This window comes from Sinorhizobium sp. CB7 (genome assembly GCF_041357635.1).
Lineage (GTDB): Bacteria > Pseudomonadota > Alphaproteobacteria > Rhizobiales > Rhizobiaceae > Rhizobium.
In genome coordinates this window covers 127,853-148,996 of sequence record NZ_JAULLL010000003.1, presented here as the reverse complement: position 1 = coordinate 148,996, position 21,144 = coordinate 127,853, and the positions used below count along the sequence as shown (strand labels likewise).

The following is a 21,144-nucleotide window of genomic DNA, read 5'->3' as shown; positions in this document are numbered from 1 at the left end:
CGACACTCTTGGCGCGTGCGCGCTGCCCAGTTCAGACGGGTTATTGCACGGAAACGCCATTACAGGCGCGCCGGATGCTGTCAGGCCGCCTGCACCAAGGCGTCCGAACTGGCAATCTTCGCCCCTTGGGCTCGAAGCAATTTGAGAAACTTCAGATGCAGCGGCGTCGGCGTCCACCCTGCGCGCCAGGCCACACCTGTCGTGTGGGCTGGTTCGATCCGGTCGTAAGGAAGCATGGCAAGTGCTCCTCCAGCCCGTTCGCATTCGAACTCGAATTTGGTCATGATGGTGAGGCGGTCGCTTTCGCTCATCAGCAGCCTGATCGTAGATATCGAATAAGCCTCGATGTTGGCGACGGGAGGGCGCTTCATGGACGCCAGAAGACGGTCGAGCGCTGCCCGTCTGACCGAACCATTGCTGGGAGCGATCCAGTCAAAGGCTTCAAGGTCCGCAGGTGTGATCTTTGCCTTCTTGCTGAGTGGGTGTCCGGGGCGCCCGACAATCACGTATGGCGAAGAAAAAAGGGCTTCCTGCTCGATCTCGGCAGGATCAACGGTGTTCCTGATCAGGCCGACGACAAAGTCGATTTCACCGATTTGCAGAGCGCGCGCGAGAGCGCTGCAACTGCCCGTGCGCATGTTTACATGCGCTCCAGGGCACAGTCTCGTCAGCTCGTGGATAACGGGTCCAAGGACGAAACTGCCCGCCAGCGGCATGGCTCCGACGCGCAGCTCGCCGTCCTGCTTTCCTTCCGCCGCCCTTATCTCCTCCATTGCCCACTCGACTTCCCTCATCGCTGTGGAAAGCCTGCACGCGAGTTCCATCCCAGCCGGCGCCGGGACAATCCCGGAAACGCTGTTATAAAAAAGGGTCCTTCCGAGCGTGCGCTCGAGATCTCGCGCGGAGCGATATAGCGAAACCTGGGAAAGATGCAGCGCCTCGGCGGCTTCGGCAAATGACGTGCCCCCCGCCGCAGCGATCAGGCCACGGATCTGTGAACGCGTGATCCTTTGCGAAACACTGTCGACCAAATCCTCGGTCAAACCGAGGCCGGCCAACGCCTCATGGATTTGGCGGAACATGCTGGCTGCGCGGGAGGCGAGAATAGTACCTGCCTCACTGAGATAAGTGCCGCTGCTGCGCCGCTCGAACAGCACCGCGCCGATCTGGGCTTCAACTTTTGCTATGGCCTGGGTAACAGCCGGCTGGCTCAAGAATACGGCGTCTGCCGCCTTCCGCACGCTCTGCAATTCCGCAACCATCAAAAATACCCGCAAATGGCGGAGGCTCGGCATCGAGCGGGTTTCCATAAATTCTTCCTCCTCGCTAAGCATTCTCCCAATTCGATGTTAACAGAATTGCTCAGCAGGCAAAGCCTCAATTGACGGAAGGTTTTCAGGATCGATCACATCATTCTTACCGCATCCTCGGCCAACGACATGTCGGCGACCTTCGCATAAGGCAACGTCTCCTTCTGGACACCCAGCCTTACGTTCAAGTCCTGGATGTAGGCTATGCTTTGCGGCGAAAGCTTGAGGTCCAGCGCGAACGGTTTGACATCCTGAAAGAACGTCCACTGGAAATCGGAGGCCTTGTCGAATTCTTCCCCCGAGCCGCTGAGAGCCGTTCGTCGCGCTGCCAGGAAGGCGTCTTTTGAGCCGGCTTCGTTCAAAAATCGGAAAAGCGATCCGTACGCGGCAAGCGTTCGTACCAGGAGATCGCGTTTAGCGCCGATCATCTGCTCGGAGGTGAAACCGCCCTGGAAGGGGTATTCCGCCAGATCGCTCCACATATTGCCGCCTTTCAGCTGGTGGATGCCCATTTTGCCAGCATTGGGGATCACATCGATCTGGCTCGGCCCTGCGTCCACGGTCTTTGCGACGACAGCCCGCAGCACGTCGGCGCTGCTGCCGATATTTGCAAAGGTCACGTGCGCAGGATTGATACCGTTTTTGAGAAGAAGGGCGACCATAGTCTGGTGCAATTGCGCTCCAAGCGAGCCGACCCCGATCGTTTTGCCTTCAAGATCCTTGATCGAGTTTATCTCCGGCTTGGCGCTGACCACCGTTTGCTGGCCAAGCACGACACCGCCATTGACGAGCTTGATCTCGGCGCCGCGCGCAATTGCCGGAAAAACGTTAGCGAACCCTGCAAGAGGGCATATATCCATCTCTCCGTTGATCAGGCTGCCGAGCAACTTCGAGCCGTCGGAAACATAGACTGGCTTTGCTGTAAGCCCGAACTTCTCCAGAAAACCCTGCTGTTTCATAAGCTCTTCGAAAATTGCGGTCAAATTGCCGGACGCGCTGATTATATTGACCTGATCGAGCCGGGCCTGTCCGCGCGCGGTGCGGGCGACCGGGCCGGTTGTCGCGAACAAGGCTGCAGTGCCAAGCAAGAAATGGCGCCTGGAAACGACTGAGCTGGGAAAATTCATGGAGATGACCTCGTTCAAGCTGTCAGGGGGTTTAACGGCGGGCAGGCAGGAAACAGAGATGGTTGATATCTGCCATCATTCTACGCGGACAAGTCACGACCTGGTGTTCAGCCGAGCGCCAACAGATAGGCGATCCTGGCGCGCTTTGGAGATAATTCCAAAGCGCATCCGATAGATAATTGACCTCGGCGACCGATGAGGTGAATACCGCCAATCGCTGCACCAAACTTCCTCCGCCATCGCCGGGACATGATCTCGCCCAGTGATTTCGATGTGAGGCCTCAGCCTTGCCGGTGCCAAAGCGCAAGAGGTCGTGTCAGTCGCCCCGGCTTGGGACCTCGTGGAGCCGCATCGCCAGCGACACGGTTGAGTAGTAGCCGACAAGGATGGTCAGTTCGGCGATCCCTTCACGTCCCAGAACGGCGTCGTGGGCGTCAAACCGCTCATCTTCAATCGAGGCACCGGCGAGAAGGTCGCCAACGAAATCGCAGACCGCCTGCAGCCGTTTGTCCTCGATCGCAGGCCTTTGGCCAGCAAGGATAGCTTGCACCGCATTGGCGGGTACACCCGCTTTCAACGCATGGCGAGTATGGTTTGTGACCACATAAGGAGAGCGCCAGAACACCGCAGTCGCAAGCGTCGCGGCCTCGAATTCCGCATCGCTCAGGTGGGCACCATTGTTCAGGTATGTGCCGATCACCTCCATTCCTTCTGCGAGGCGCGGACTGTGCAGCCAGACCCGAAAGGGCGTGGGAATCCTCCCGCGGCCCTCGCCGAGCCTTGCAACCACCGCCTCCTGCTCAGGCGTGATTTTTTTGCGATCAATGTCGGTCAGCCGGTTGCGGCGTGTGGTTCCGGTCATTTTCTTTTCCTCCTCTCTGGATGGGACGCCAGCGGTTCTTCAAAAGGCGACGAACATCTCTTCGGCCGTATAGCTTCGCGGAATGAGCCCCTGCTGATGCGCGTAGCGGATCAGCCCTTCGATCGAAGTGCGGTTGGCTTCGATGCCGTAGGGCAGGGGGTCGCCGACGATGGACGCAAGCTTCCGATCCTTCTCGGCCTGCTTGCCGGTGGCGCGGCCAGTCTTCAGATCCTCGATATAAGGGGCTCTGGCAGCCACGAATGCGTTGTAAAGATCACGGGCAAGATGCGGATTGGCATCGAGGACGTCCTCACGCACGGCAAGGGTGCCGTGCATCGGGAAGATCCCGGTACGCTCGTAATAGCTGCGCTCTGCACCCTTATCGCCGGCAAAGACGTCACGAAGGGCATGCGTCGGCTGGGTCGCGGCAGCGTGCCAGTCGCCGGTCGGCTTGCCCTCGCGTCCCACGCCGGCATCGCCCGTGAAGCCCGCGTCTATCTCGCCTGCGGCAAACATGCCGGCGATCGACTTGCCCTCTGGCGCGTGCTGGACGTAGGGGGGTAGCTTCAGTGCTTCAACATGCTCCTCGTCATCGACGACCCAGGTGATTTCAGACGGATCCACTCCATATTCGTTTTGCAGGATGCCCCGCTTCCAGACTCCCGTCGTCACCGACCAGGCGCGGACGCCCACCTTCTTACCGATCAGGTCCTTGGGGCCGTGAATGGCGGAGCTTTCCGGGACCATCAGGCCATCGTGATGGAAGCGGCGGACAAAGAAGATCGGCAGCGCCTTGATCGGTACGCCGTAGGCGCGAGCAATCACATAGGTGGTCGGTGCCAGTTCGCAGATGTCGAACTCCAGCTCGCGCACCATCCGACGGAACGCACCGATATGCGGCTTCACATCGATAAAGTCGAGCTTCACACCGGGCACGGTAATGTTTCCAGCTTTGATCGCATCGGTATAGGGGTAGCTGCGCAGGCAGCATTTTAACGTCAGTTCGCATGTGCCGGTCATTTCGAGGATCTCCGTTCAAGCAGTAGGGAAAGGTGCAGCAGCATCGGCGTCGCCTTGGGGTGAGGTGATCAGACAGATGGAATCAGATCGCGCAGTGCCGGCACCCACTCGCCGAGGTAGCTGTGTGGCCAGGGTACTGCGACCATGCGGTCGAACACCAACCAGATGAACAGCGTGGCGCCAATCGCGATGGATAAGCTAAGGGCCCAGGGTTCGCGCCTCTCGGCTCGCATGTAGCCGACGATCATCAGCGGAACGGTTGGGATCAGGCCGATCACTGCGGTCCCCAACAGGAAGAATAGATACCAGCCGAAGAATTGTGCCGCGCGCGCGCCAACCTCCCTTGGCGGGAGGTCGTCATCGGCCAGGAGATCCATATGAATTCCATCGTTGTCATCGGCGACCGGCTCGACGCTGCCGCGGCCCGAAAACAGCATCCAGATCAGACTGATCGATCCGGCAATGATGAGAGTGCCGGCTGCGAAGGTCGGTCCGATACGCGCGTTGAAGAACCAGCTCTGCGCCTCGATCAGCATCCACATCGCGATGCCGAGAAAAAACACATAGACCAGATCCTCCGGCTGTGCCGAGAATCGGCCGCGCGGCAGGAGCCCGCGCAGCCCCTTGCGACGAACGATGCGGTAGAGGGGGCTCAGCATGACCCAGGCCGAGGCGGCAAGGATCAACATCACGCCCGGCCGCGTCAGCCAGTCGGCACCGTAGCGAAGTGTCGCGATCGCCAGATAGCGTTCGATGAGCACGCCCAGCACAAGCCCGAGGATCAACGGCGGGCGCGGCCATTTGAGACGCTTCATCGTCCAGCCGATGACGCCGAAGATCAGCAGCGCATAAAAATCGCCCCAGCTGCGCGACCCCTGGAATGCGCCGACAAAGGTGACCGCCATGATACTGGGCAGGATCAACGTGTAGCGCAGGGTGGAGATCTTGGCAAACTGTCCCGAAAGGAGGAAGCAGAGTCCGGCGCCGAAGACATTGGCGAGTGCGAGCGACCACACCAGGGTATAGGTGAGCTCGAGGTTGCGCGTGAGCATGTCCGGACCCGGAATGAAGCCCTGCACCATCATCGCGTTCAAAAGGATCGCTCCTGCGGCACCCCCCGGCACGCCGAAGGCCAGGAGCGGCACCAGTCGCCCGCCTTCCGATGCGTTCACGGCGCATTCCGGCGCGATGACGCCGCGGACATCGCCGGTGCCGAAGCTCTTGTCAGCCCCTCGTTCGGTCCGCAGCGCATGGCCGTAGACGATCCAGTCGGTGACCGCACTCGATACACCGGGGATTGCTCCAAGAACCGTGCCGATCGAGCTGCAGCGCAAGATCATGAACCAGTTCCCGATGGCGTCCTTGACCCCTTGCCACATTCCCTTGCGGGTGCTGAATTCGAGCTTGTCAGTCAGGGCCTTGCGACCGACGGCGAGATCGCAAAGCTCAGGCAGCGCGAACACGCCAAGCAGGACAGGCATGATGGGCAAGCCCTCCCGCAGATAGATCAGATCGAGCGTCCAGCGCATCTGCCCGGTCTGCACGTTGGTGCCGATCATGCCGATCAGGATACCAAAACAAGCCGCGACCATGCCACGCAGGGGGGCGCGTCCCGACAGGGTCGACACCATAGCGATCCCGAAGATGGTCATCGCGAGAAGCTCGGGCGTGGCGATCGACAGGACCAGCGGCCGCACTGAAGGCAGCGCGACGGCCATGATCAACGCGCCGACCAGACCGCCGATCAGCGAGCTTGTATAGGCGGCGCTCAGTGCCCGCCCGCCTTCGCCTCGCTTGGTCATCCGCAGACCGTCAAGCACCGTGGCCTGCGAGGCCGCACCGCCCGGTACCCCGAACAGAACTGCCGGGATCGTATCAGACATGGTGTTCGATGCATGCATCCCAAGCAGCATGGCGAGTCCTGCGACGGGGTCCATGGTGTAGGTGAAGGGCACGAGGAGAGCGAAACCCGTCAGACCACCGATACCCGGCAAGAGGCCGAGCATCAGGCCGACCAGCACCCCGAACCAGAGGAATATGAGCCGATCAGGCGAGATGAGCGAGATCAGCGCGTGCCCCGCAGCTTCCAATAGGCCGGATCCGGCAATATGTTCCATACTGTTCTTCCTCCCGCGCGGCACATCGCTGCGGACACGTTCGTCGCCGGGCGCTGCGGGCGCTTCAGTTCAATCGGCAAGTTCCGGATAGATGGTCTGGGCAGTCTTTGCCCAGATCCACGAGCGATCTCCGTCGGAGAGATTCGCGAAGCAGGCATGTCCCTGATCGACAAGCTTCTTCAGCGGCCCTGGCGAGGCCGGGTAATTCGATCCGAAGGCCAGTCGGTTGGCACCGAACTCGGCCACCAGTTTCGGGAAGAAGGTATCCGGAGTGGCCTGGCCGGTGGCGGCCAAATCAAAGCTGCGCGGCGTGATCTTGAGGTAGAGGTTGGGATATTTCGCGATGGCGAACAGGCTTTTGGCTGCGGCATACGGCGGGCCATCCTCCAGCACCGGGCGCCCCATGTGATCGAGCAGGATCTTTGCTCGCGGAAAGCGCTTCAGCAGCTCTTCAACCATAGAGAGGCCCTCGGGCGTGGTCTGGATCACCACCGACATGCCGATCTCCTGGCAATGTTCCCAAACGGGAAAGGTTACCGGGTCCAGCAGCCAGCTTCCCTTGGTCTGGTTGGTTGCGCCGCCGGTGAAGAGCCGAAGACCACCCATGCCGCGGCCGCGCCAGTACTCGATTTTCTCGACGGCGTCGGGTTGCAGCACATCGACAGCGTAGACACCGGTGAGGCGCTCGGGTATCCGAGCGATGCAGTCGGCAAGATATGAATTATCGAAGCCGTAAGTGGTCGAGGAGTGGACGATCGCCGCCTTGTCCACGCCCGACTCGTCCATTTCGACCAGCATCTGCTCAAAGCTGACAGGCCGGGTGGCAGACCAGTTGGAATGCACGCCGCCGAGAGGCGCGTGCGGGTACTTGACAGTGTCCGGTGAAATCACGTGCGGATGAATATCGACAATCCGGCTTGGCATCATACTTTCCTCTCATAATTCGGCAGAACGGCCTCGGAGTCCGGCTCCGGCTCCGGCGCTATAGCAGTGATCAGTTCCTCGGCTCTTTGGCGGTCATGATCGCACGCACCTTTTCCATGGTGGGGGCGGAGGTGGCGTAAAGGTCCTTCAGCACTTGTTCGACCTCTTGCCCATTGATGGGATCGACCGGGTAGTCCTTCTCTTTCATGGCCGCGATGAAGTCAGGGTCGGCGGCCGACTCGTCAAAGGCCTTGCGCAATGCGGCCAATCTGTCATTCGGCACGCCCTTGGGCACGGCTATCGGACGGCCTGCCTCCATGCTGCGGGTGAAGAAAGCGTAGAGCTCCTTGTCCTCCGGCTTTTTCAGGTAAGAGGAGAGGTTCGGCACGTTGTCGAAGGGAGCCGGGCTCTCGAAACCAAGATGCAGAAGCACCTTCAGCCGGCCCTGGTCGAGCATCTGCTTGGTATCAGGTATCGAAAGGCCAGCCACCGTGGAGGCCCAGCCGTCCACCTCACCGCGCTCCATGGCAAGATAGACTTCACCGCGGGCGTCATAGCCATGGATGATCTTGAATTTCGTGCCAATCATATCATTGAGCATTGCTGGCAGCGTCCGGTTTTCATTGGAATAACCAGTCGCGCCGAGGATCAGCGGCTTGGTGAACAGATCCTCAGTGGTCTTGACCTCGGCGGTGTTCATCGCGACGATCGCGTAAGCAACCTTCTCGAGGCTACCAAGCCATTGAAGTTCGCGCGGGTCGAAGCCGCTTTTGGGTCCCTCGATCAACGGCACGTAAAGGTTGTTTCGCTGCAGAAAGCCGATGACGGTACCGTCCTTGACTTCCTTCAGCTGCAGCTGGGCCGCAGCCATCATGCCACCGGCGCCGGGCAGGTTTAAGACGACGACATCCGGATGCCCCGCCATGTGTGATTGGAAATGTTCGGCGAAGTTGCGGGCAACGAAGTCCGTCAGGCTTCCGGCCGGGGCGCTGACAAGGAATGTCACTGACTTACCCTTGTAGAAATCCTCGACTTCATCGGCGCGCGCGGGTTCGAGTGCCAACCAGGACATCAAGGACATGGCGACGGCAGCCGCGACGCCGCGCAGCAGCATCCTTTTCAATAACGGCATCATTTCCTCCCCGTTCATTCTATCGGTGTCACAGGCCGTTACTCTATTTGATGACACCAAGTGCGCCGCTTCGGGTCCTCCCGTCGGCTCCGTTCGGCAGTCCGTCGAGAACGGACTTCGCGACGACGGCAAGTGCTCCGCTCTTCAACAGCCGTGAGTTTGTCTGCTGCGTCCCGCTACGGCAATTGGCGTCCAATGATTTCTTATGGGCCAGACCTGAAATTCAATCTGACTTGACGGCATGGTGTCTTCCCACGCGTTGGATGAAGCCAGCTGTGACCGCGGCCGAGCAAGGGAGATACACGTGGGCAATGTCACCTTGTCCTGGCTTACCGGTTCAAGGCACTGGGCGGATATCAGCTGGCAAATTAATGGCCGAGCGCAGGAATATGATTGGCGGCGAGGTGTCGGGGCTCCCTATATCGCTTGACTGGGCCCGGTTGCGGCCCCGTGCAACATGGGAGGCAAACGATGAGAATAGTGTCCTTTGAGATCGACGGAGAGGCGCGTTACGGATTGGTGGACGGCGACCGGGTGATCGATCTTTCGAGCCGGCTGCCCTATCGCGATATCATCGAATTCATCGGCGCCAACCCAAGGGCGGAATGCCGGAAGCTCGTGAGTGAAGGACGCCACGGCTTCGCATTTGCTGACTTGCGGCTGCTGCCGGTCGTCCCCAATCCGAGAAAGATCATCTGCATCGGACTGAATTACGAAGAACACAAGAAGGAAGGCATTCGCAATCCGGATGACAAGCCGATGCTGTTTGCCCGCTGGGCAGAGACCCTGATCGCGCATGGCGATCCTATGGTCATTCCTAGGGTCTCGGACATGCTCGATTTCGAAGCGGAGCTTGTCGTCGTGATCGGTCAGGACACGGGGCGGTACCTTCCTGCAGGCAAGGCGCTGGAAAAAGTATTCGGCTATAGCTGCATGAACGAGGGGAGCGTACGGGATTGGCAGAGGCATTCCTCGCAGGTGACCGCCGGCAAGAACTTCGTCGGGACCGGCCCCGTCGGCCCCTTTATTGTTACGGCGGATGAGATTGCCGACGTGCAGGCGCTCGACCTGGAACTCAAGGTCAACGGCACCACGATGCAGAAGGCCAATACCAGGGACATGATCTGGTCGGTCGCCGACATGATCGAATACATCACGACCTGGATCCCGCTCGGCCCGGGCGATCTCATCGCGACCGGCACGCCGGCCGGAGTTGGCTCACGCCGGACCCCACCGGTCTTCCTGAAGCATGGAGACGTCGTCGAAGTGTCGATCAGCCAGATCGGCACGTTGCGCAACACCGTCGTCAAGGAAACGGCGTAGGACGCGGGCGCTCAGTGCGCCTACGCCCCGAAAGCCATTTCGCCGATCGATTTCAGGAGCGCCTGCCGGCGATCGGCAAAGGCCGTCGCGGCATCGACGAGCCGCCGGTCGGTATCCAGCATGCCGCGATCGAGGAAAAGGTTGGTGTCGGTCTGCGTCGGCACCATGTGCAGGCCAACCAGCACCTGGCGGAGCTGCTCGGCCGCCTTGACACCGCCGCGGTGGCCGTAGCTGACGATCACGGTCGGCTTGGCCTCCCATTCGGAGTAGAGATGGTCGAGCGCGTTCTTCAACGACGCCGGATAGCCCCAGTTGTACTGCGGCGTCAGGAAGATAAAGCCATCCGCCTGCCTTATCTTGTCGCTCCATGCCTGCGTGTGCGGCTGCACATAGCCGCCGTGTTTCGGCTGGTTCGGCTCGTCGTCCAGCGGCAGGTGCCAGTCCTTGAGGTCGACGATCTCGAACCTGAGATCGGTAAGCCCTTTGACGGTCTGCAGCACCCAGGAAGCGATCTGGTCGCCGATGCGTGACGGTCTGACGCTGCCGATGATGACCTGAATTGTCTTCATGCAGGACGATTCCTTTTTGTCTAGGCTTATTGCGCGGCTGGAACGACCTCATGCATTCGCATCGCGATCGACACCGAGGTGTAATAGCCGACGAGGCTGACGAACTGCGCAATGCCGCTGCGACCGAGCACGGCCTCATAGCGCGCGAAGGTTTCGTCCTCGATCGAGCCGCCTTCCAGTGAATCGCTTACGAGATCATGGACGGCCTGTTGCCGCTGATCGCTGAAGACCGCGCGGCTGCCGGCCAGCATGGCCTCGACCGCCCGTTCGTCGATACCGGCCTTGCGCCCGTGGCGGGCGTGAGCGTGGATCACGAAGGGGGATTTCCAGAACACGGCCGTCATCAGAATGGCGATCTCGCGCTCCGCCTCGGTGATCGAACCGGTCGTGTTGAGATAGGTGCCGAGAACCTCCATGCCGTCGGCGACACCGGCGCAATGGATCCAGATCTTATATGGCGTCAGGACCTTCCCGCGGCCGCTTTCCAGACGGGTCAGGATCCGTTCCTGCTCACCGTCCAGACCCTGCCTGTCGATCTCGATTACCCTGTTGCTGCGTTGCCCTTCCGCCATCCTGATCCTCCCTCAATGAAATGAATGTCGCATTGTCGTGTTTCTTCCTCGACCGCCCGAGCCGACATGGAAACTCCAGCCGAACTCTCAGCCTGCCGTAGCTACCATGTCCGGGGAACCAACGGCTCGTATTGTGGCTCACCTGGAAAAGGCGATGCATCTGCCAGAAACGTCGCGGGTGCAAGCTGCCCCCATGGTGCGAACTGAGCCCGGTCCGTTATATCCCGTCCGATGGGCTCGCTCTCCATGTCCACGAGTTGGATTGGATGGCCAAGTAACTCGACGCGATGGCCATCGGGATCTCTCAAATAGATGAACGCGGCGTGATCCTGGCCGTGTCGGCTCGGGCCAAACTCGACCTGCCGGCTTAGTCCAAGACTCGCAGCCACGTCTCCCGCCCGGAGCAGATTCTGGGATTCGACGACATAGGCGAAATGATGCAGACGCGGCCCTGTGCGTGAGCCGAATACGATGTCATGCGGATTGTTCTTCCGGCGCATGAAAGCCGACACCATATCGCCCTTCGGCGTGTAGGCATAATCGGAGATCATGAAGCCGAAGGATGCGAAGAACTGGGCTGCCTTGCGCACGTCCGATACGTTGACCTGCGTATGGTCGAACCGAAGCGCACAGCCACCGCGATGGCGTTCTATCCGGCTATGAAGGCGAGGCTGTGTTGTCATCGCTGAGCAGAACTCCAACGGGATGCCTTGGGGATCACGCACCCGTAAGGTTTTTTGTTGGTGCGGCACATCGGCCCAGACCGGATCGAGGCCGAGCTCCTCGAAAAAGTTCGCTGCCCGGTCGAGGTCGTCATCGCTGCGCACCCGAAACCCCACCTGTTCGCATTCGGCATCACCTCCGCGAGCCCCGGTCAATGTCAGGCTGTGATGGCAATCTTCCTCCAGCCCCCGCAGGTATGCCACATCGCCGATGCGCTCGGTCAGCGCCAGCCCGGCGATCTCCTGATAGAAATCCAGGCTTTTCGGCAGATCCGTCACCGTCATCGCTATGTGGCTGGCGCGGGTGACGCAAAAAGGCGGGGTGTAGTTGATGATCGGTAGAGGCATGGGTGCAGTCATCGGGACACGGTGTCCTGTATTTGATTGTCGTCACTGGCGATTGTTTCGAAAGGCAGCAATCTTCGACCTTCGCTGACCGCCACGACTTCCGGATTGAATTCCTGGTTGAACGTCCCGCCGGCCTGGCGGACCTTCACAATGAAGTCTTCGAGGTAGGGCATTCCGCCGTTAACCCGATCATGCACAACGACCGTCGATCGCGGAGATTTGACGCAGTGGCCGAGCGCACGATCGACCCAACCCGGAGGATCGGTACCATCGCGCGGCATGATGCTCCACAGGATGCAGGTGAACCTTTCCGCCTCCAGGAGTTCTACCGCCGCGCGGCTTAAAAGATGCGGCCCGACCTGTCCTTTTCCATTCGGCCTGAAGAATTTTCGCGGATGCGCTAAGTCTCCCAACAATTCCTGCGCTCGTCCGATCTCTCTCAAAGGAGCGCCGGGATCGGGGTTCATGCCGAGCGGTGTCCGATGGCTCAATGTATGATTGCCGATCCAGTGACCCTCGTCTTTCGTGCGTTTGGCCATGTCGCGCATCGCCGGAGCTTCAAGCTTGTTGCAGACAAGGAAGAAGGTCGCGAGCACACCGTACTTTTTCAAAATATCCAGGACCTTGGGCGTCTCCTCGAGATCCGGCCCATTGTCAAAGGACAATGTTATCTCCACAGTTTTTCTCCTTGGTGCTCAAATGTTTGAGTTTGAATGAAAGTCGCGGACAGTCATCGCCATTTGAACCAGGCTTCCTCGAGCGCGGACAAGGCACGCCCCGTCAGCAGGCCGATGATCGAGAGCACGACTACGCCGGCAACCAGCTGGTCACTGCGCATCAGTGTCCCCGCGAGAATGATGAAGGCTCCGATGCCGCGGTCTGCGGCAATCATTTCGGCCGCGACGACGAGCGTCAGCGAATAGGCTGTCGTGATCCTCATGCCAGCGACGATGCCCGGCAGAGCTCCCGGCAGGAGTACGTCGCGGATGATGGAGCGCATCGGCACGCCAAAGCTCTGGGCCATCCGAATGATATTGCGCTGGACGTTGTCGATGCTCGAATAGGTGGCGATCGTCGTCGGGAAGAAAACGCCGACGCTGATCGTCATGATCTTCGGAAGTTCGCCAACCCCGAGCCATAAGATGAGAAGCGGCAGGATCGCGATCTTCGGTATGGGAAAGAGCGCAGTGACCAGCGGCTTTCCGACTGCCCTCATCGGTGCAAATAATGCCATGGTCACGCCGAAGATCAGTCCCGCGAGCGTCCCCAGGCTCCAGCCGATGACGATGCGGGTCAGCGAGGCGGCAATGTCCGCCGCGAGACTGCCGGAGACCGCGAGCTGGTAAAGCGTCGCCAGGATCGTCACCGGGCCCGGCAGGAATGTTGCGCTGACCAGGTTGAAATAGGAAGCGACCTGCCATACCACGAGCAACCCGAGCAGACCGATCCACGAAAGCGGATTGCGCTTGCCGTCGCCGCTCTGAAAGCCTCCGCCACGGAACGGCACGATGCCGGAGACCGGATCGGAGCGTTCGAATTGCGCTGGGGCGTGAGCGATATCAGCCATGTTCCATCTCCTGATTTGCAAGGATTGCTTCGTCTTTGATCAGCGACCAGATGTCGTCATGGATCTTCGCCAGTTCGACTTTTCGCTCGGGATCCATTCGCTCGGTCTTGGGGACGGTGAGTTTGAAGATTTTCTTGATCCGGCCTGGACGCCTGGACATAACCACGATCCGGTCCGCCAGTCTCAGCGCCTCATCCAGATTGTGGGTGATGTGGACCGCGGTAATCCGCTCCTTAAGCCACAGATTGAGAAAGTCATCCATCAGGATCTCGCGTGTCTGTGCATCCAGCGCGGAAAACGGTTCGTCCATGAGAAGGACGGCGGGACGGACAACCAGTGCCCTTGCAATGCCGACGCGCTGTCGCATCCCACCGGATAACTGTCTTGGGAAGGCATCGGCGAAGTCGGTGAGTCCCGTGCGCGCTAGCGCCTGCCTGATCCGCGTATCCCGGACGGACGGTGCAAGGTTATGGTGCTTCAGGACAAAGGCTATATTGTTTTTGACGGAGAGCCAGGGCAGCAAGGCGAAGTCCTGAAACACGAAGGTCAGGGGATTGAGGCAATCGGCATGGCGCTCGCCGGAAAACGTCACCTCACCGGACGCCGGCTGCACCAGCCCGCCGATAATGCCGAGAAGGGTCGATTTTCCGCAGCCGGAGGGGCCGACGACACAGACAATCTCGCCGCTGGCGACATCGAACCTGATGTCGTTCAGCACGACCAGCGATCCGTAGCGGTGCTCGACTATATTGATATGCAGATCCATTCTGATACCTGTAAAAACGCGTTGCAGATGATCGCTAGTTCGTCTTCTTCGATTTCGCATCGTTCAGAAGCGTCGTATCGAGCAGTTCGTCAGCGGTGACGGAGCTGTCGACCATGCCCACCTGCTGCCAGGTTTCGATCTGGGTTTTCATCTCGGAGGCAGGAAAGTCGCCATCCGGCTCGATGTAGGTCATGGCACCGCTGATGACCGAAACCGGCTGCCCAGTGTACTTGGAAACGATCGCGAGGATATCGTCGGCCTCTTTCGTCCTGACCGGCCGCCCGTCGCTGCCCAGTTGCTGGAAGGCGGCGTCGTAGTCCTTGGCCGCTCTCAGCATGGCTCGCAGAAAACGCACCATCGTGTCGCGCTTGGTCTTGACAACATCGGCACGCGCGAAGAAGGAGGGGCCGTTGCCGGGCGTTTCGTCACCAACGTAACCAGCGATCTTTCCGGCCCCGTCCGCGGCCGCCGCCGCTCCGGGAACGGCCGACATCACGGCGGCGTCGACGGCGTTCGTCTTGAGTGCAGCAAGAATGTTGCCGTTCGATTGCATGGTCACGACCTTTATGCTGTTCGGATCGACACCATACTTGTCGGCTAGCCGCAGCAGGGCATACTGATGCGCCGAACCTTTTGTCGCGATGGCAATCCGGGCGCCGTTGAGCAGGTCCTTAGGCGTACGGATGCCCTTTTCGTAAGCGCTGGGCGTCACCACGTAGGTGGCGGAAACGAAATGCGGCTTCTCGCTGATCAGCCCGGCAATGACCCTGAGATTCTGCTTGGCGGCGACATTGTAAAAGCCGGCTATAATGCCTGCCGTCGCCACGTCGTTCTGGCTAGCGATGATGCTGGCAGTCAGGTCGTTCTGGTTCTCGAAATAGGTCCATTCGACATCAATGCCTTCCTCGTCGAAGTAGCCCTTGTCTTTGGCTAGGTAGAGCGTCGCCGAGCCGGACGTCCTGGTAGTGGCCACCCGCAGGGTATCCCTGGCAAACGCATCCGACATTCCTGCCAACGCAGCAGCAGTGAACAGTATAGCTGCAACAAATGCTCTGGTCTTTTTCATGAATTCCTCCTCCTCAGATTTATTGACGCACCAGGGACTCATTCCGCCTGATACGACCGGTTCCAATCGAAGGCGCAATCGTCAACCGCGGCACTCCTCTCCGCGACGGTTGAACCGCGCTTGCACCATTCAAACGCCGTCATCGCTATTTTTCGCATTCCGCCGTTTGCCGCCAATCATAATGGGTTGAGCGGCCATTAGATTTGCTTACGCCCGTTCGGGGCGCATATGCTGGCTTCCGGCCGGTGCGGTTTTTTCCGGAGGGGATTAGATTAGGGCCGCGAGGTTTTATCGGTCAAAGCATTGAAAGCACTTGATCATGCCGCAACTATCTTGGCTTGAGGTCTCGCGGCCTTGGCAATGCGTGCCGCCTTGCGGTGTACGAGGTCGATGAAGGTCTTCTGCACGGCCGTCGGTGACCAGTCCGCCCGCCTCGTAATGCCGAGCCAGTGCGACGGCTCGATTGGCCCGAAGGGAATCGCGACGATCCCGCCCGCCCGCTTTTCATTCTCGAATTCGAGTCTGGTCAACAGGCCGAGCCGGTCGCTGCCGGCGACGAGTAAGCTGATGGTAGAGGTGGACGATGCCTGGACATCAACCTTAGGTGGGCTGCTCAGTGCGTGACTGAACTGGTCGAAGGCCGCACGGCGAACTGTATTCTGGTTCGGAACAACCCAACTGTAGTCGTCGAAGTCCGAAATCATGACGTCGGACTTCAGTGCCAGCGGATGATCGGGGCGCGCAACCACGACATACGGCAGCGAAACGAGCGGCTCCCTGACGAGTGAGTCTGCATCCGGAGGCTCGCACAGAAGGCCAACAAAGATATCGATCTGGCCCCGCCTTAAGGCGTCCGTGAGTGCCTTGCGGCCGGCGGTCTGAACTTCGATATGCGCGTGCGGAAAAAGGCGCATCAGGTCATTGAGAATCGGGGCGACGATGAGGCTCCCGGTCAACGGCATCGCACCGACGCGCAGGCGATCGCCCTGTTCCCGGACCTCACTCGCTATCTCGTTGATCGCGAGCTCAACCTCGCTCAAGGCAAGCTTGATCCTGCGGGCGAGGATACGGCCGACATCGGTCGCCGATGCACCATCTGCACCTTGGCGTAAAAGCATAAGATCGGTGCTTCGCTCGAGATCGCGAACCGCTCTGTGCAACGATGCCTTTGAGATGACGGAACATTCCCGCACGTCCTCAAGATCCACCGCAGCGATTGCGGACAGTGCCCGTATCTGTGAGTGCGTTATCCGGTCCGCCACCGACGCACGCGAGCGATTTGGAGTGTTGACCGCGCCTGCTTCCGCAAGTGCGTCTTCGATCTGGGCGAACATGCCTGAAATTCGCGACGCGAATATTTCCCCTGCCGGCGTCGGATAGGTACCGGAGCTACGGCGTTCGAAAAGCGACACCCCTATCTGGTGCTCGAGCTTTGCAATTGCCTGCGTCACCGCGGGTTGAGTGAGGCATACTGCCTCGGCAGCCTTTCGAACGTTCTGGAATTTAGCAACCATCTGAAAGGCACGAAGGTGCCTGAGGTTCGATACCACAACTCTTTCCATGCTCTCCATCCCAAAGCATGCGTCCGTCATCAAACGATATTACGCAGTGCCGCTTTTGGCTAGTTTTGTTTGAGCGGAACGATCAGCGCTGCAAACCTGGTCATTCGTTCGAACGACGCCCGAGGTCGGGCTGCCGCTGACCCGGCGGCAGAAACAGCTCCAGCCGACATAGTATGAGATTTATGCGCGCGACCATTCAGTGGTCGAAGTAGCCGATCTTCTTCGCAGTCTGTTCAATTATCGCAATTATGGCTTGGGTCCTCGCCTCGTCGGACGTGGTTCGATCAGCTACAAAGACTCGGCCCGCACGAAGTGTGTCTCCCACCTTCAGCTTACGAATTGCGCCTTCGAGGGGATACGCGTCGATGACCTTGGTTGGGAAGATGCCCGCGCCCAAGCCCGCCGCAACGAGTTGTACTGCGGCATTAAGGCTTGAGCAGAGGCACAGGTTCTCTGGTGTCACCTTGTCTTCCGCAAACCACCCCATGGTTGCTCGGTACATCGCCGTCGGAGGAGGGGTCGTGATCACGGTCAGTTTCGCCAACTCGGATGGCGATGAGCCGACGTCGGGAAAGTCTTCCGTAGACACGGCCCAACAGTTACTCTGCACTCCTAGCGCGAATAGTCTGACGTTTCTGAGACCAAGCGGATCGACGATGATGGCCATGTCCAGCTCGCCGTCGGCCAATTGTTGCTCAAGGCCCGCACTGGTCGCAACGACCCATTCGGGTCTAAGAAGCGGAAAGTCTTTCCGAAGACGCGCAATAAGGGTCGCCATGGAGGCGACGGCAAAGCCTTCGGCAACCCCCATTCTCAACGGCCCGACCAGAGCCGTCGCACGAGATTTTCTCAGCAATTCCTCGTAGGCGCCCAGCACGAGCCTGGCGCGAGACAAAAAGGCATGGCCATGGCGGGTGAGCCTTACGCCTCTGCCATGTCGTTCAAGGAGCGGCAGTTCAACTTCCGCCTCCAACTGCTTCACGCGAAGCGACAGCGATGGCTGGGTGATGTTGAGGCGGTCAGCCGCCTTTTGGACACTACCGAGCTCCGCGACCCAACGAAACGCCGACAGTTGGGCGATTGTTATGTTATTCATTGACCTTTCCTATGGGAATCGGGAAATTTTTCCAATTGGACTTTATTCACCTATATCTGAATATTCGCCGCACGAACACCAGGGAGGGCACTGCGGTGACAAGTTCGAACGCTGAACAGTTTCAGACTACTCGACGCAATCTTATCAAGGGAGCGGCGGCGCTGACTGGCGCGGCCGCGTTTGCAGGGGCATTTCCCGCACCGGCGATCTCTGCATCGAGCACGATCAACGTTCTGTCTTTGAGCGAAGGCATGTTCGGCCAACCATTCGTGGATCTCTCGCCGGAATTCACGAAAGCCACCGGTATAAAAGTCAACAACATCACGATGGGCTATAACGAGGCCATTCAGAAGCAAGTCGCTGCCTTTGCCGCGAACAGCTCCGCCTATGACGTCGTGCAGGTCGACTCCATCTATCTCAAGGGCTACGCAAAGGCCCGCCATTTGCTGCCACTGGACGATCTGATTTCTACCGAGGAGCTCAACGACTTCTTCGGTGACATTCCGCAAACCTTCCGTGACATGTATGGGGCCGATGGGAAGACCTACGGGATGGCGACTATCGGAAATTGCCAGCGCCTGATCTATAACAAAGCCCACCTCGACGCGGCAGGACTTGCAGTGCCCCAGACGTGGGACGAACTTCTGACCGCCTCGCAAAAGGTGGTCGATCGGAGCGCGAACCGCTTCGGCTTCATCGCCGGCACCGAAAGACTTGCCAAGGCGTTTTCGGTCTGGCTGCCAATCTATTGGGCGAATGGCGGCGTTCTCTTCGACGATGGCATGAGGCCTATCTTCGCCGATCAGAACGGCATCGACACGCTGTCGTTCCTGCTTGAACTGGTCAAGACGATGCCTCCCGGCGGAGCAGCCTACACCGAGAGCGATGAAGTCCGGGCAATGGCAACCGGGCTCGGAACGCTCGACCCAGTGGCCTGGATTCCCGATGCTCACGTAACGGCCGACGCGAAGACGAAAGCCGAGCTCGTCAGCGCCGTCCCTCCAAAGGGAACGGTGACGACCGCGCCCGTGATGGGCGGGCTCGGCCTTACGGTTTCGAAGTACGGACAGGATGCAAAGGCGGCGGCGCAGTACGTCGCCTGGTTCAACAGCCGCGACGTCCAGTCCAATATGATCGTCCAGCACGGCGGCCAGCCGTGCAGGAACTCGGCATGGGAGGCGAATGCGTCTGCAAAGCCGTGGTTTTCCGCCGTCGCTGACAGTCTGAAGGTGGCAAAGGTCCGGCCACAGATACCGGAGTGGAGTGAGGTCGACGCAGAAGTAGGCGTGCAGCTCAGCCGGGCTTTTGCCGGCGAGATTTCTCCGAAGGAGGCCCTGGAGACTGCACAAAAATCTGTCGACGAGATCATGCGTGACGCGGGCTACTATTGATGCGCCAGGCAAAGTGCGTCGCCTACGCCTTCATCGCGCCAAGCCTATTGTGCCTTGCCGGCACAATAGGCTACTCCCTGGTCCAGGCGGTTTCGACAAGCCTATATCGATGGAATCTCATTTCGGGGACGAGGCGATGGGCGGGAGCGCGCAACTTCGCCGACATCCTGACGTCGGTCGATACCGCTCGGGTTGTCGGCGTCACGCTGCAGTACACCGGCATCTCCGTGGTGCTGCAGCTTGGCCTTGGGCTGGCTCTCGCGCTGCTCATCCGGCACGGGCTCGCAAAAGGCTGGTCCGGTTTCGCTGCCTTTCGCGTCGTTTTATGCATTCCGATCATGATCGCGCCGCTCATCTGGGCGTTTTACTTCAAGAGCATGTTCAGCCCGCAGTTCGGGGCTTTTAACTTAGCCCTCGGTTGGCTTGGCATCGGGCCAGTCGCATGGGTGAACAGTCCGCAGCTCGCCCTCTACTCCCTGATCGTGGCGGATACCTGGCAATGGACGCCATTCATGTTTGCAGTCCTGCTCGCTGGCTTGCTTACTCTTCCCGAAGAGGTGACGGAGGCTGCGATCATCGACGGGGCGACGCGATGGCAAGTACTGCGGTGGATCGAAATTCCGCTGCTCAAGCCAATTTTGATGGTCGCGCTGCTCCTTCGTCTTATCGATTCACTGAAGAACATCGACCTCATGATCGTCATCACCCAGGGCGGGCCTGGAACGAGCACCGAGATCCTGAACTATTACGCATACAGCACGAGCTTCCAGGAGTTCCAGGTGGGATACGGCGCGGCTTTGGCACTGATCGTGTTCGTCGTCATCATGGGCCTCGTGCTTGCTCTCATGGCAGCGCTGAATCGATCCCGTCGACAAGGAAGCGCCGCATGAGGGTTGGGCTTCTCTACATCATTGCGCTGGGCGCTTGCGCGCTCACTGTCCTGCCGCCGCTATGGGCACTTTACGTGTCGTTCTCCATTTCGACTGATGCCGGAGCAACGCTTGGCTTCGAGAATTATCGGGACGTGCTTTCTCAAGGGCAGTTCTGGGGATCTCTCTTAAATTCTTTCCTCACCGCATCCTTGAGCACCGCCATCTCGATCGCGCTGGGATCCATGGCAGCATTCGGAATGACCCGCCTGGGGCATGAGTTCAATCGTCTGGCGCTTGCAATCCTTGCGATGAGGATGGTGCCCAGCATCGTTCTGGTGATCCCGTTCTATCTCTTCTTTCGCAGCACGGGATATCTCGACACCGTTACCGGTCTTACGGCGACCTATCTGACGTTCTCGCTACCCTTCTCGATCTGGATGATCCGCGGCTTCTTTGCAGCCATTCCCTTAACGATCGACGAGGCGGCCCGTCTGGACGGCGCGAGCTCGTGGACGATCCTCTGGCAGATCATCGTGCCGATATCGGCCGGACCCATCCTGACGACCGCTGTCCTGATCTTCTGCTTCTGCTGGAACGAGTTCCTATTCGCGCTCGTCCTCACGGATCGAAATGCGCTGACCTTCCTGCCCTTGCTGATGCGGTACGTACCGCCTCAAGGCCCCCTCTACGGGCAAATCTTCGCCGGTTCGACCATCTACTTCATCGTACCGATCGTGGCCCTTGCGATGATCAGGAAGCAGCTCGGCAGAGGCTTCGTCGCCGGTAGCGTGAAGTAGT

Annotated in this window: 20 protein-coding genes; 4 read left to right on the top strand and 16 right to left on the bottom strand. The window is 59.5% G+C overall.

The window, feature by feature from the left end:
- Positions 1-80: 80 nt before the first annotated feature.
- From AAE029_RS07830 to AAE029_RS07800, 7 genes are all read right to left on the bottom strand, one after another.
- Entirely contained in the window at positions 81-1,310 is a 1,230-nt protein-coding gene (locus AAE029_RS07830) for a LysR family transcriptional regulator (RefSeq protein WP_371072261.1), read from the bottom strand.
- A gap of 95 nt (positions 1,311-1,405) precedes the next feature.
- Positions 1,406-2,437 carry an ABC transporter substrate-binding protein gene (locus tag AAE029_RS07825; RefSeq protein WP_371072260.1) on the bottom strand — a complete coding sequence of 344 codons (1,032 nt, stop codon included), beginning with the start codon at positions 2,435-2,437 and terminating at the stop codon, positions 1,406-1,408.
- Positions 2,438-2,753: 316 nt separating this feature from the next.
- Positions 2,754-3,299: a carboxymuconolactone decarboxylase family protein gene (locus AAE029_RS07820; protein ID WP_371072259.1), complete on the bottom strand. Its 546-nt coding sequence runs from the start codon at positions 3,297-3,299 to the stop codon at positions 2,754-2,756.
- Positions 3,300-3,338: 39 nt separating this feature from the next.
- Entirely contained in the window at positions 3,339-4,319 is a 981-nt protein-coding gene (locus AAE029_RS07815) for an ABC transporter substrate-binding protein (protein WP_371072258.1), read from the bottom strand.
- A gap of 68 nt (positions 4,320-4,387) precedes the next feature.
- The gene (locus AAE029_RS07810) at positions 4,388-6,436 is read right to left on the bottom strand and encodes a tripartite tricarboxylate transporter permease (protein WP_371072257.1); all 2,049 of its coding nucleotides are present in this window, start codon (positions 6,434-6,436) and stop codon (positions 4,388-4,390) included.
- Positions 6,437-6,505: 69 nt separating this feature from the next.
- The gene (locus AAE029_RS07805) at positions 6,506-7,363 is read right to left on the bottom strand and encodes an amidohydrolase (protein WP_371072256.1); all 858 of its coding nucleotides are present in this window, start codon (positions 7,361-7,363) and stop codon (positions 6,506-6,508) included.
- A 67-nt stretch (positions 7,364-7,430) separates the two neighbouring features.
- Positions 7,431-8,495, bottom strand: coding sequence for a Bug family tripartite tricarboxylate transporter substrate binding protein (locus tag AAE029_RS07800; RefSeq protein ID WP_371072255.1), 1,065 nt, complete (start codon positions 8,493-8,495; stop codon positions 7,431-7,433).
- A gap of 468 nt (positions 8,496-8,963) precedes the next feature.
- On the opposite strand from AAE029_RS07800, the gene AAE029_RS07795 reads away from it, so the two are divergent.
- Positions 8,964-9,815, top strand: a complete 852-nt coding sequence (locus AAE029_RS07795; RefSeq protein ID WP_371072254.1) for a fumarylacetoacetate hydrolase family protein — start codon at positions 8,964-8,966, stop codon at positions 9,813-9,815.
- A gap of 20 nt (positions 9,816-9,835) precedes the next feature.
- On the opposite strand, the gene AAE029_RS07790 is transcribed toward AAE029_RS07795, so the two are convergent.
- From AAE029_RS07790 to AAE029_RS07750, 9 genes are all read right to left on the bottom strand, one after another.
- Positions 9,836-10,384: an NADPH-dependent FMN reductase gene (locus AAE029_RS07790; RefSeq protein WP_371072253.1), complete on the bottom strand. Its 549-nt coding sequence runs from the start codon at positions 10,382-10,384 to the stop codon at positions 9,836-9,838.
- Between the two features lie 26 nt (positions 10,385-10,410).
- On the bottom strand, positions 10,411-10,956 hold the full coding sequence (locus AAE029_RS07785; RefSeq protein WP_371072252.1) for a carboxymuconolactone decarboxylase family protein: 546 nt from the start codon (positions 10,954-10,956) through the stop codon (positions 10,411-10,413).
- 101 nt (positions 10,957-11,057) lie between these two features.
- Entirely contained in the window at positions 11,058-12,038 is a 981-nt protein-coding gene (locus tag AAE029_RS07780; protein WP_371072251.1) for a VOC family protein, read from the bottom strand.
- Positions 12,035-12,691, bottom strand: coding sequence for a polysaccharide deacetylase family protein (locus AAE029_RS07775; RefSeq protein ID WP_371072250.1), 657 nt, complete (start codon positions 12,689-12,691; stop codon positions 12,035-12,037). Before AAE029_RS07775 ends, AAE029_RS07780 begins: the two co-directional genes overlap by 4 nt.
- Before the next feature lie 65 nt (positions 12,692-12,756).
- Positions 12,757-13,593, bottom strand: a complete 837-nt coding sequence (locus AAE029_RS07770; RefSeq protein ID WP_371072249.1) for an ABC transporter permease — start codon at positions 13,591-13,593, stop codon at positions 12,757-12,759.
- Positions 13,586-14,359 (bottom strand): ABC transporter ATP-binding protein, encoded by a 774-nt coding sequence (locus AAE029_RS07765; protein ID WP_371072248.1) that lies wholly within the window; start codon positions 14,357-14,359, stop codon positions 13,586-13,588. The genes AAE029_RS07770 and AAE029_RS07765 overlap by 8 nt, the downstream gene beginning before the upstream one ends.
- Before the next feature lie 34 nt (positions 14,360-14,393).
- Positions 14,394-15,425 carry an ABC transporter substrate-binding protein gene (locus AAE029_RS07760; RefSeq protein ID WP_371072247.1) on the bottom strand — a complete coding sequence of 344 codons (1,032 nt, stop codon included), beginning with the start codon at positions 15,423-15,425 and terminating at the stop codon, positions 14,394-14,396.
- Positions 15,426-15,742: 317 nt separating this feature from the next.
- Entirely contained in the window at positions 15,743-16,987 is a 1,245-nt protein-coding gene (locus AAE029_RS07755) for a LysR family transcriptional regulator (RefSeq protein ID WP_371072246.1), read from the bottom strand.
- 196 nt (positions 16,988-17,183) lie between these two features.
- A complete protein-coding gene (locus AAE029_RS07750; protein WP_371072245.1) occupies positions 17,184-18,083 on the bottom strand; it encodes a LysR family transcriptional regulator in 900 nt (299 codons plus the stop codon).
- A gap of 95 nt (positions 18,084-18,178) precedes the next feature.
- Between AAE029_RS07750 and AAE029_RS07745 the strand changes: the two genes are divergently transcribed.
- From AAE029_RS07745 to AAE029_RS07735, 3 genes are read left to right on the top strand one after another with little or no spacing between them, the layout of a single operon-like run.
- Positions 18,179-19,474 carry an ABC transporter substrate-binding protein gene (locus tag AAE029_RS07745; RefSeq protein ID WP_371072244.1) on the top strand — a complete coding sequence of 432 codons (1,296 nt, stop codon included), beginning with the start codon at positions 18,179-18,181 and terminating at the stop codon, positions 19,472-19,474.
- Positions 19,474-20,364: a carbohydrate ABC transporter permease gene (locus AAE029_RS07740; protein ID WP_371072243.1), complete on the top strand. Its 891-nt coding sequence runs from the start codon at positions 19,474-19,476 to the stop codon at positions 20,362-20,364. The genes AAE029_RS07745 and AAE029_RS07740 overlap by 1 nt, the downstream gene beginning before the upstream one ends.
- Entirely contained in the window at positions 20,361-21,143 is a 783-nt protein-coding gene (locus AAE029_RS07735; RefSeq protein ID WP_371072242.1) for a carbohydrate ABC transporter permease, read from the top strand. Before AAE029_RS07740 ends, AAE029_RS07735 begins: the two co-directional genes overlap by 4 nt.
- Position 21,144 lies beyond the last annotated feature (1 nt).

Excerpts from the sequence above, each read along its gene's own strand:
- AAE029_RS07830 (WP_371072261.1), bottom strand. The coding sequence starts at position 1,310 with ATGGAAACCCGCTCGATGCCGAGCCTCCGCCATTTGCGGGTATTTTTG.
- AAE029_RS07825 (WP_371072260.1), bottom strand. The coding sequence starts at position 2,437 with ATGAATTTTCCCAGCTCAGTCGTTTCCAGGCGCCATTTCTTGCTTGGC.
- AAE029_RS07820 (WP_371072259.1), bottom strand. The coding sequence starts at position 3,299 with ATGACCGGAACCACACGCCGCAACCGGCTGACCGACATTGATCGCAAA.
- AAE029_RS07815 (WP_371072258.1), bottom strand. The coding sequence starts at position 4,319 with ATGACCGGCACATGCGAACTGACGTTAAAATGCTGCCTGCGCAGCTAC.
- AAE029_RS07810 (WP_371072257.1), bottom strand. The coding sequence starts at position 6,436 with ATGGAACATATTGCCGGATCCGGCCTATTGGAAGCTGCGGGGCACGCG.
- AAE029_RS07805 (WP_371072256.1), bottom strand. The coding sequence starts at position 7,363 with ATGATGCCAAGCCGGATTGTCGATATTCATCCGCACGTGATTTCACCG.
- AAE029_RS07800 (WP_371072255.1), bottom strand. The coding sequence starts at position 8,495 with ATGATGCCGTTATTGAAAAGGATGCTGCTGCGCGGCGTCGCGGCTGCC.
- AAE029_RS07795 (WP_371072254.1), top strand. The coding sequence starts at position 8,964 with ATGAGAATAGTGTCCTTTGAGATCGACGGAGAGGCGCGTTACGGATTG.
- AAE029_RS07790 (WP_371072253.1), bottom strand. The coding sequence starts at position 10,384 with ATGAAGACAATTCAGGTCATCATCGGCAGCGTCAGACCGTCACGCATC.
- AAE029_RS07785 (WP_371072252.1), bottom strand. The coding sequence starts at position 10,956 with ATGGCGGAAGGGCAACGCAGCAACAGGGTAATCGAGATCGACAGGCAG.
- AAE029_RS07780 (WP_371072251.1), bottom strand. The coding sequence starts at position 12,038 with ATGACTGCACCCATGCCTCTACCGATCATCAACTACACCCCGCCTTTT.
- AAE029_RS07770 (WP_371072249.1), bottom strand. The coding sequence starts at position 13,593 with ATGGCTGATATCGCTCACGCCCCAGCGCAATTCGAACGCTCCGATCCG.
- AAE029_RS07765 (WP_371072248.1), bottom strand. The coding sequence starts at position 14,359 with ATGGATCTGCATATCAATATAGTCGAGCACCGCTACGGATCGCTGGTC.
- AAE029_RS07760 (WP_371072247.1), bottom strand. The coding sequence starts at position 15,425 with ATGAAAAAGACCAGAGCATTTGTTGCAGCTATACTGTTCACTGCTGCT.
- AAE029_RS07755 (WP_371072246.1), bottom strand. The coding sequence starts at position 16,987 with ATGGAAAGAGTTGTGGTATCGAACCTCAGGCACCTTCGTGCCTTTCAG.
- AAE029_RS07750 (WP_371072245.1), bottom strand. The coding sequence starts at position 18,083 with ATGAATAACATAACAATCGCCCAACTGTCGGCGTTTCGTTGGGTCGCG.
- AAE029_RS07740 (WP_371072243.1), top strand. The coding sequence starts at position 19,474 with ATGCGCCAGGCAAAGTGCGTCGCCTACGCCTTCATCGCGCCAAGCCTA.
- AAE029_RS07735 (WP_371072242.1), top strand. The coding sequence starts at position 20,361 with ATGAGGGTTGGGCTTCTCTACATCATTGCGCTGGGCGCTTGCGCGCTC.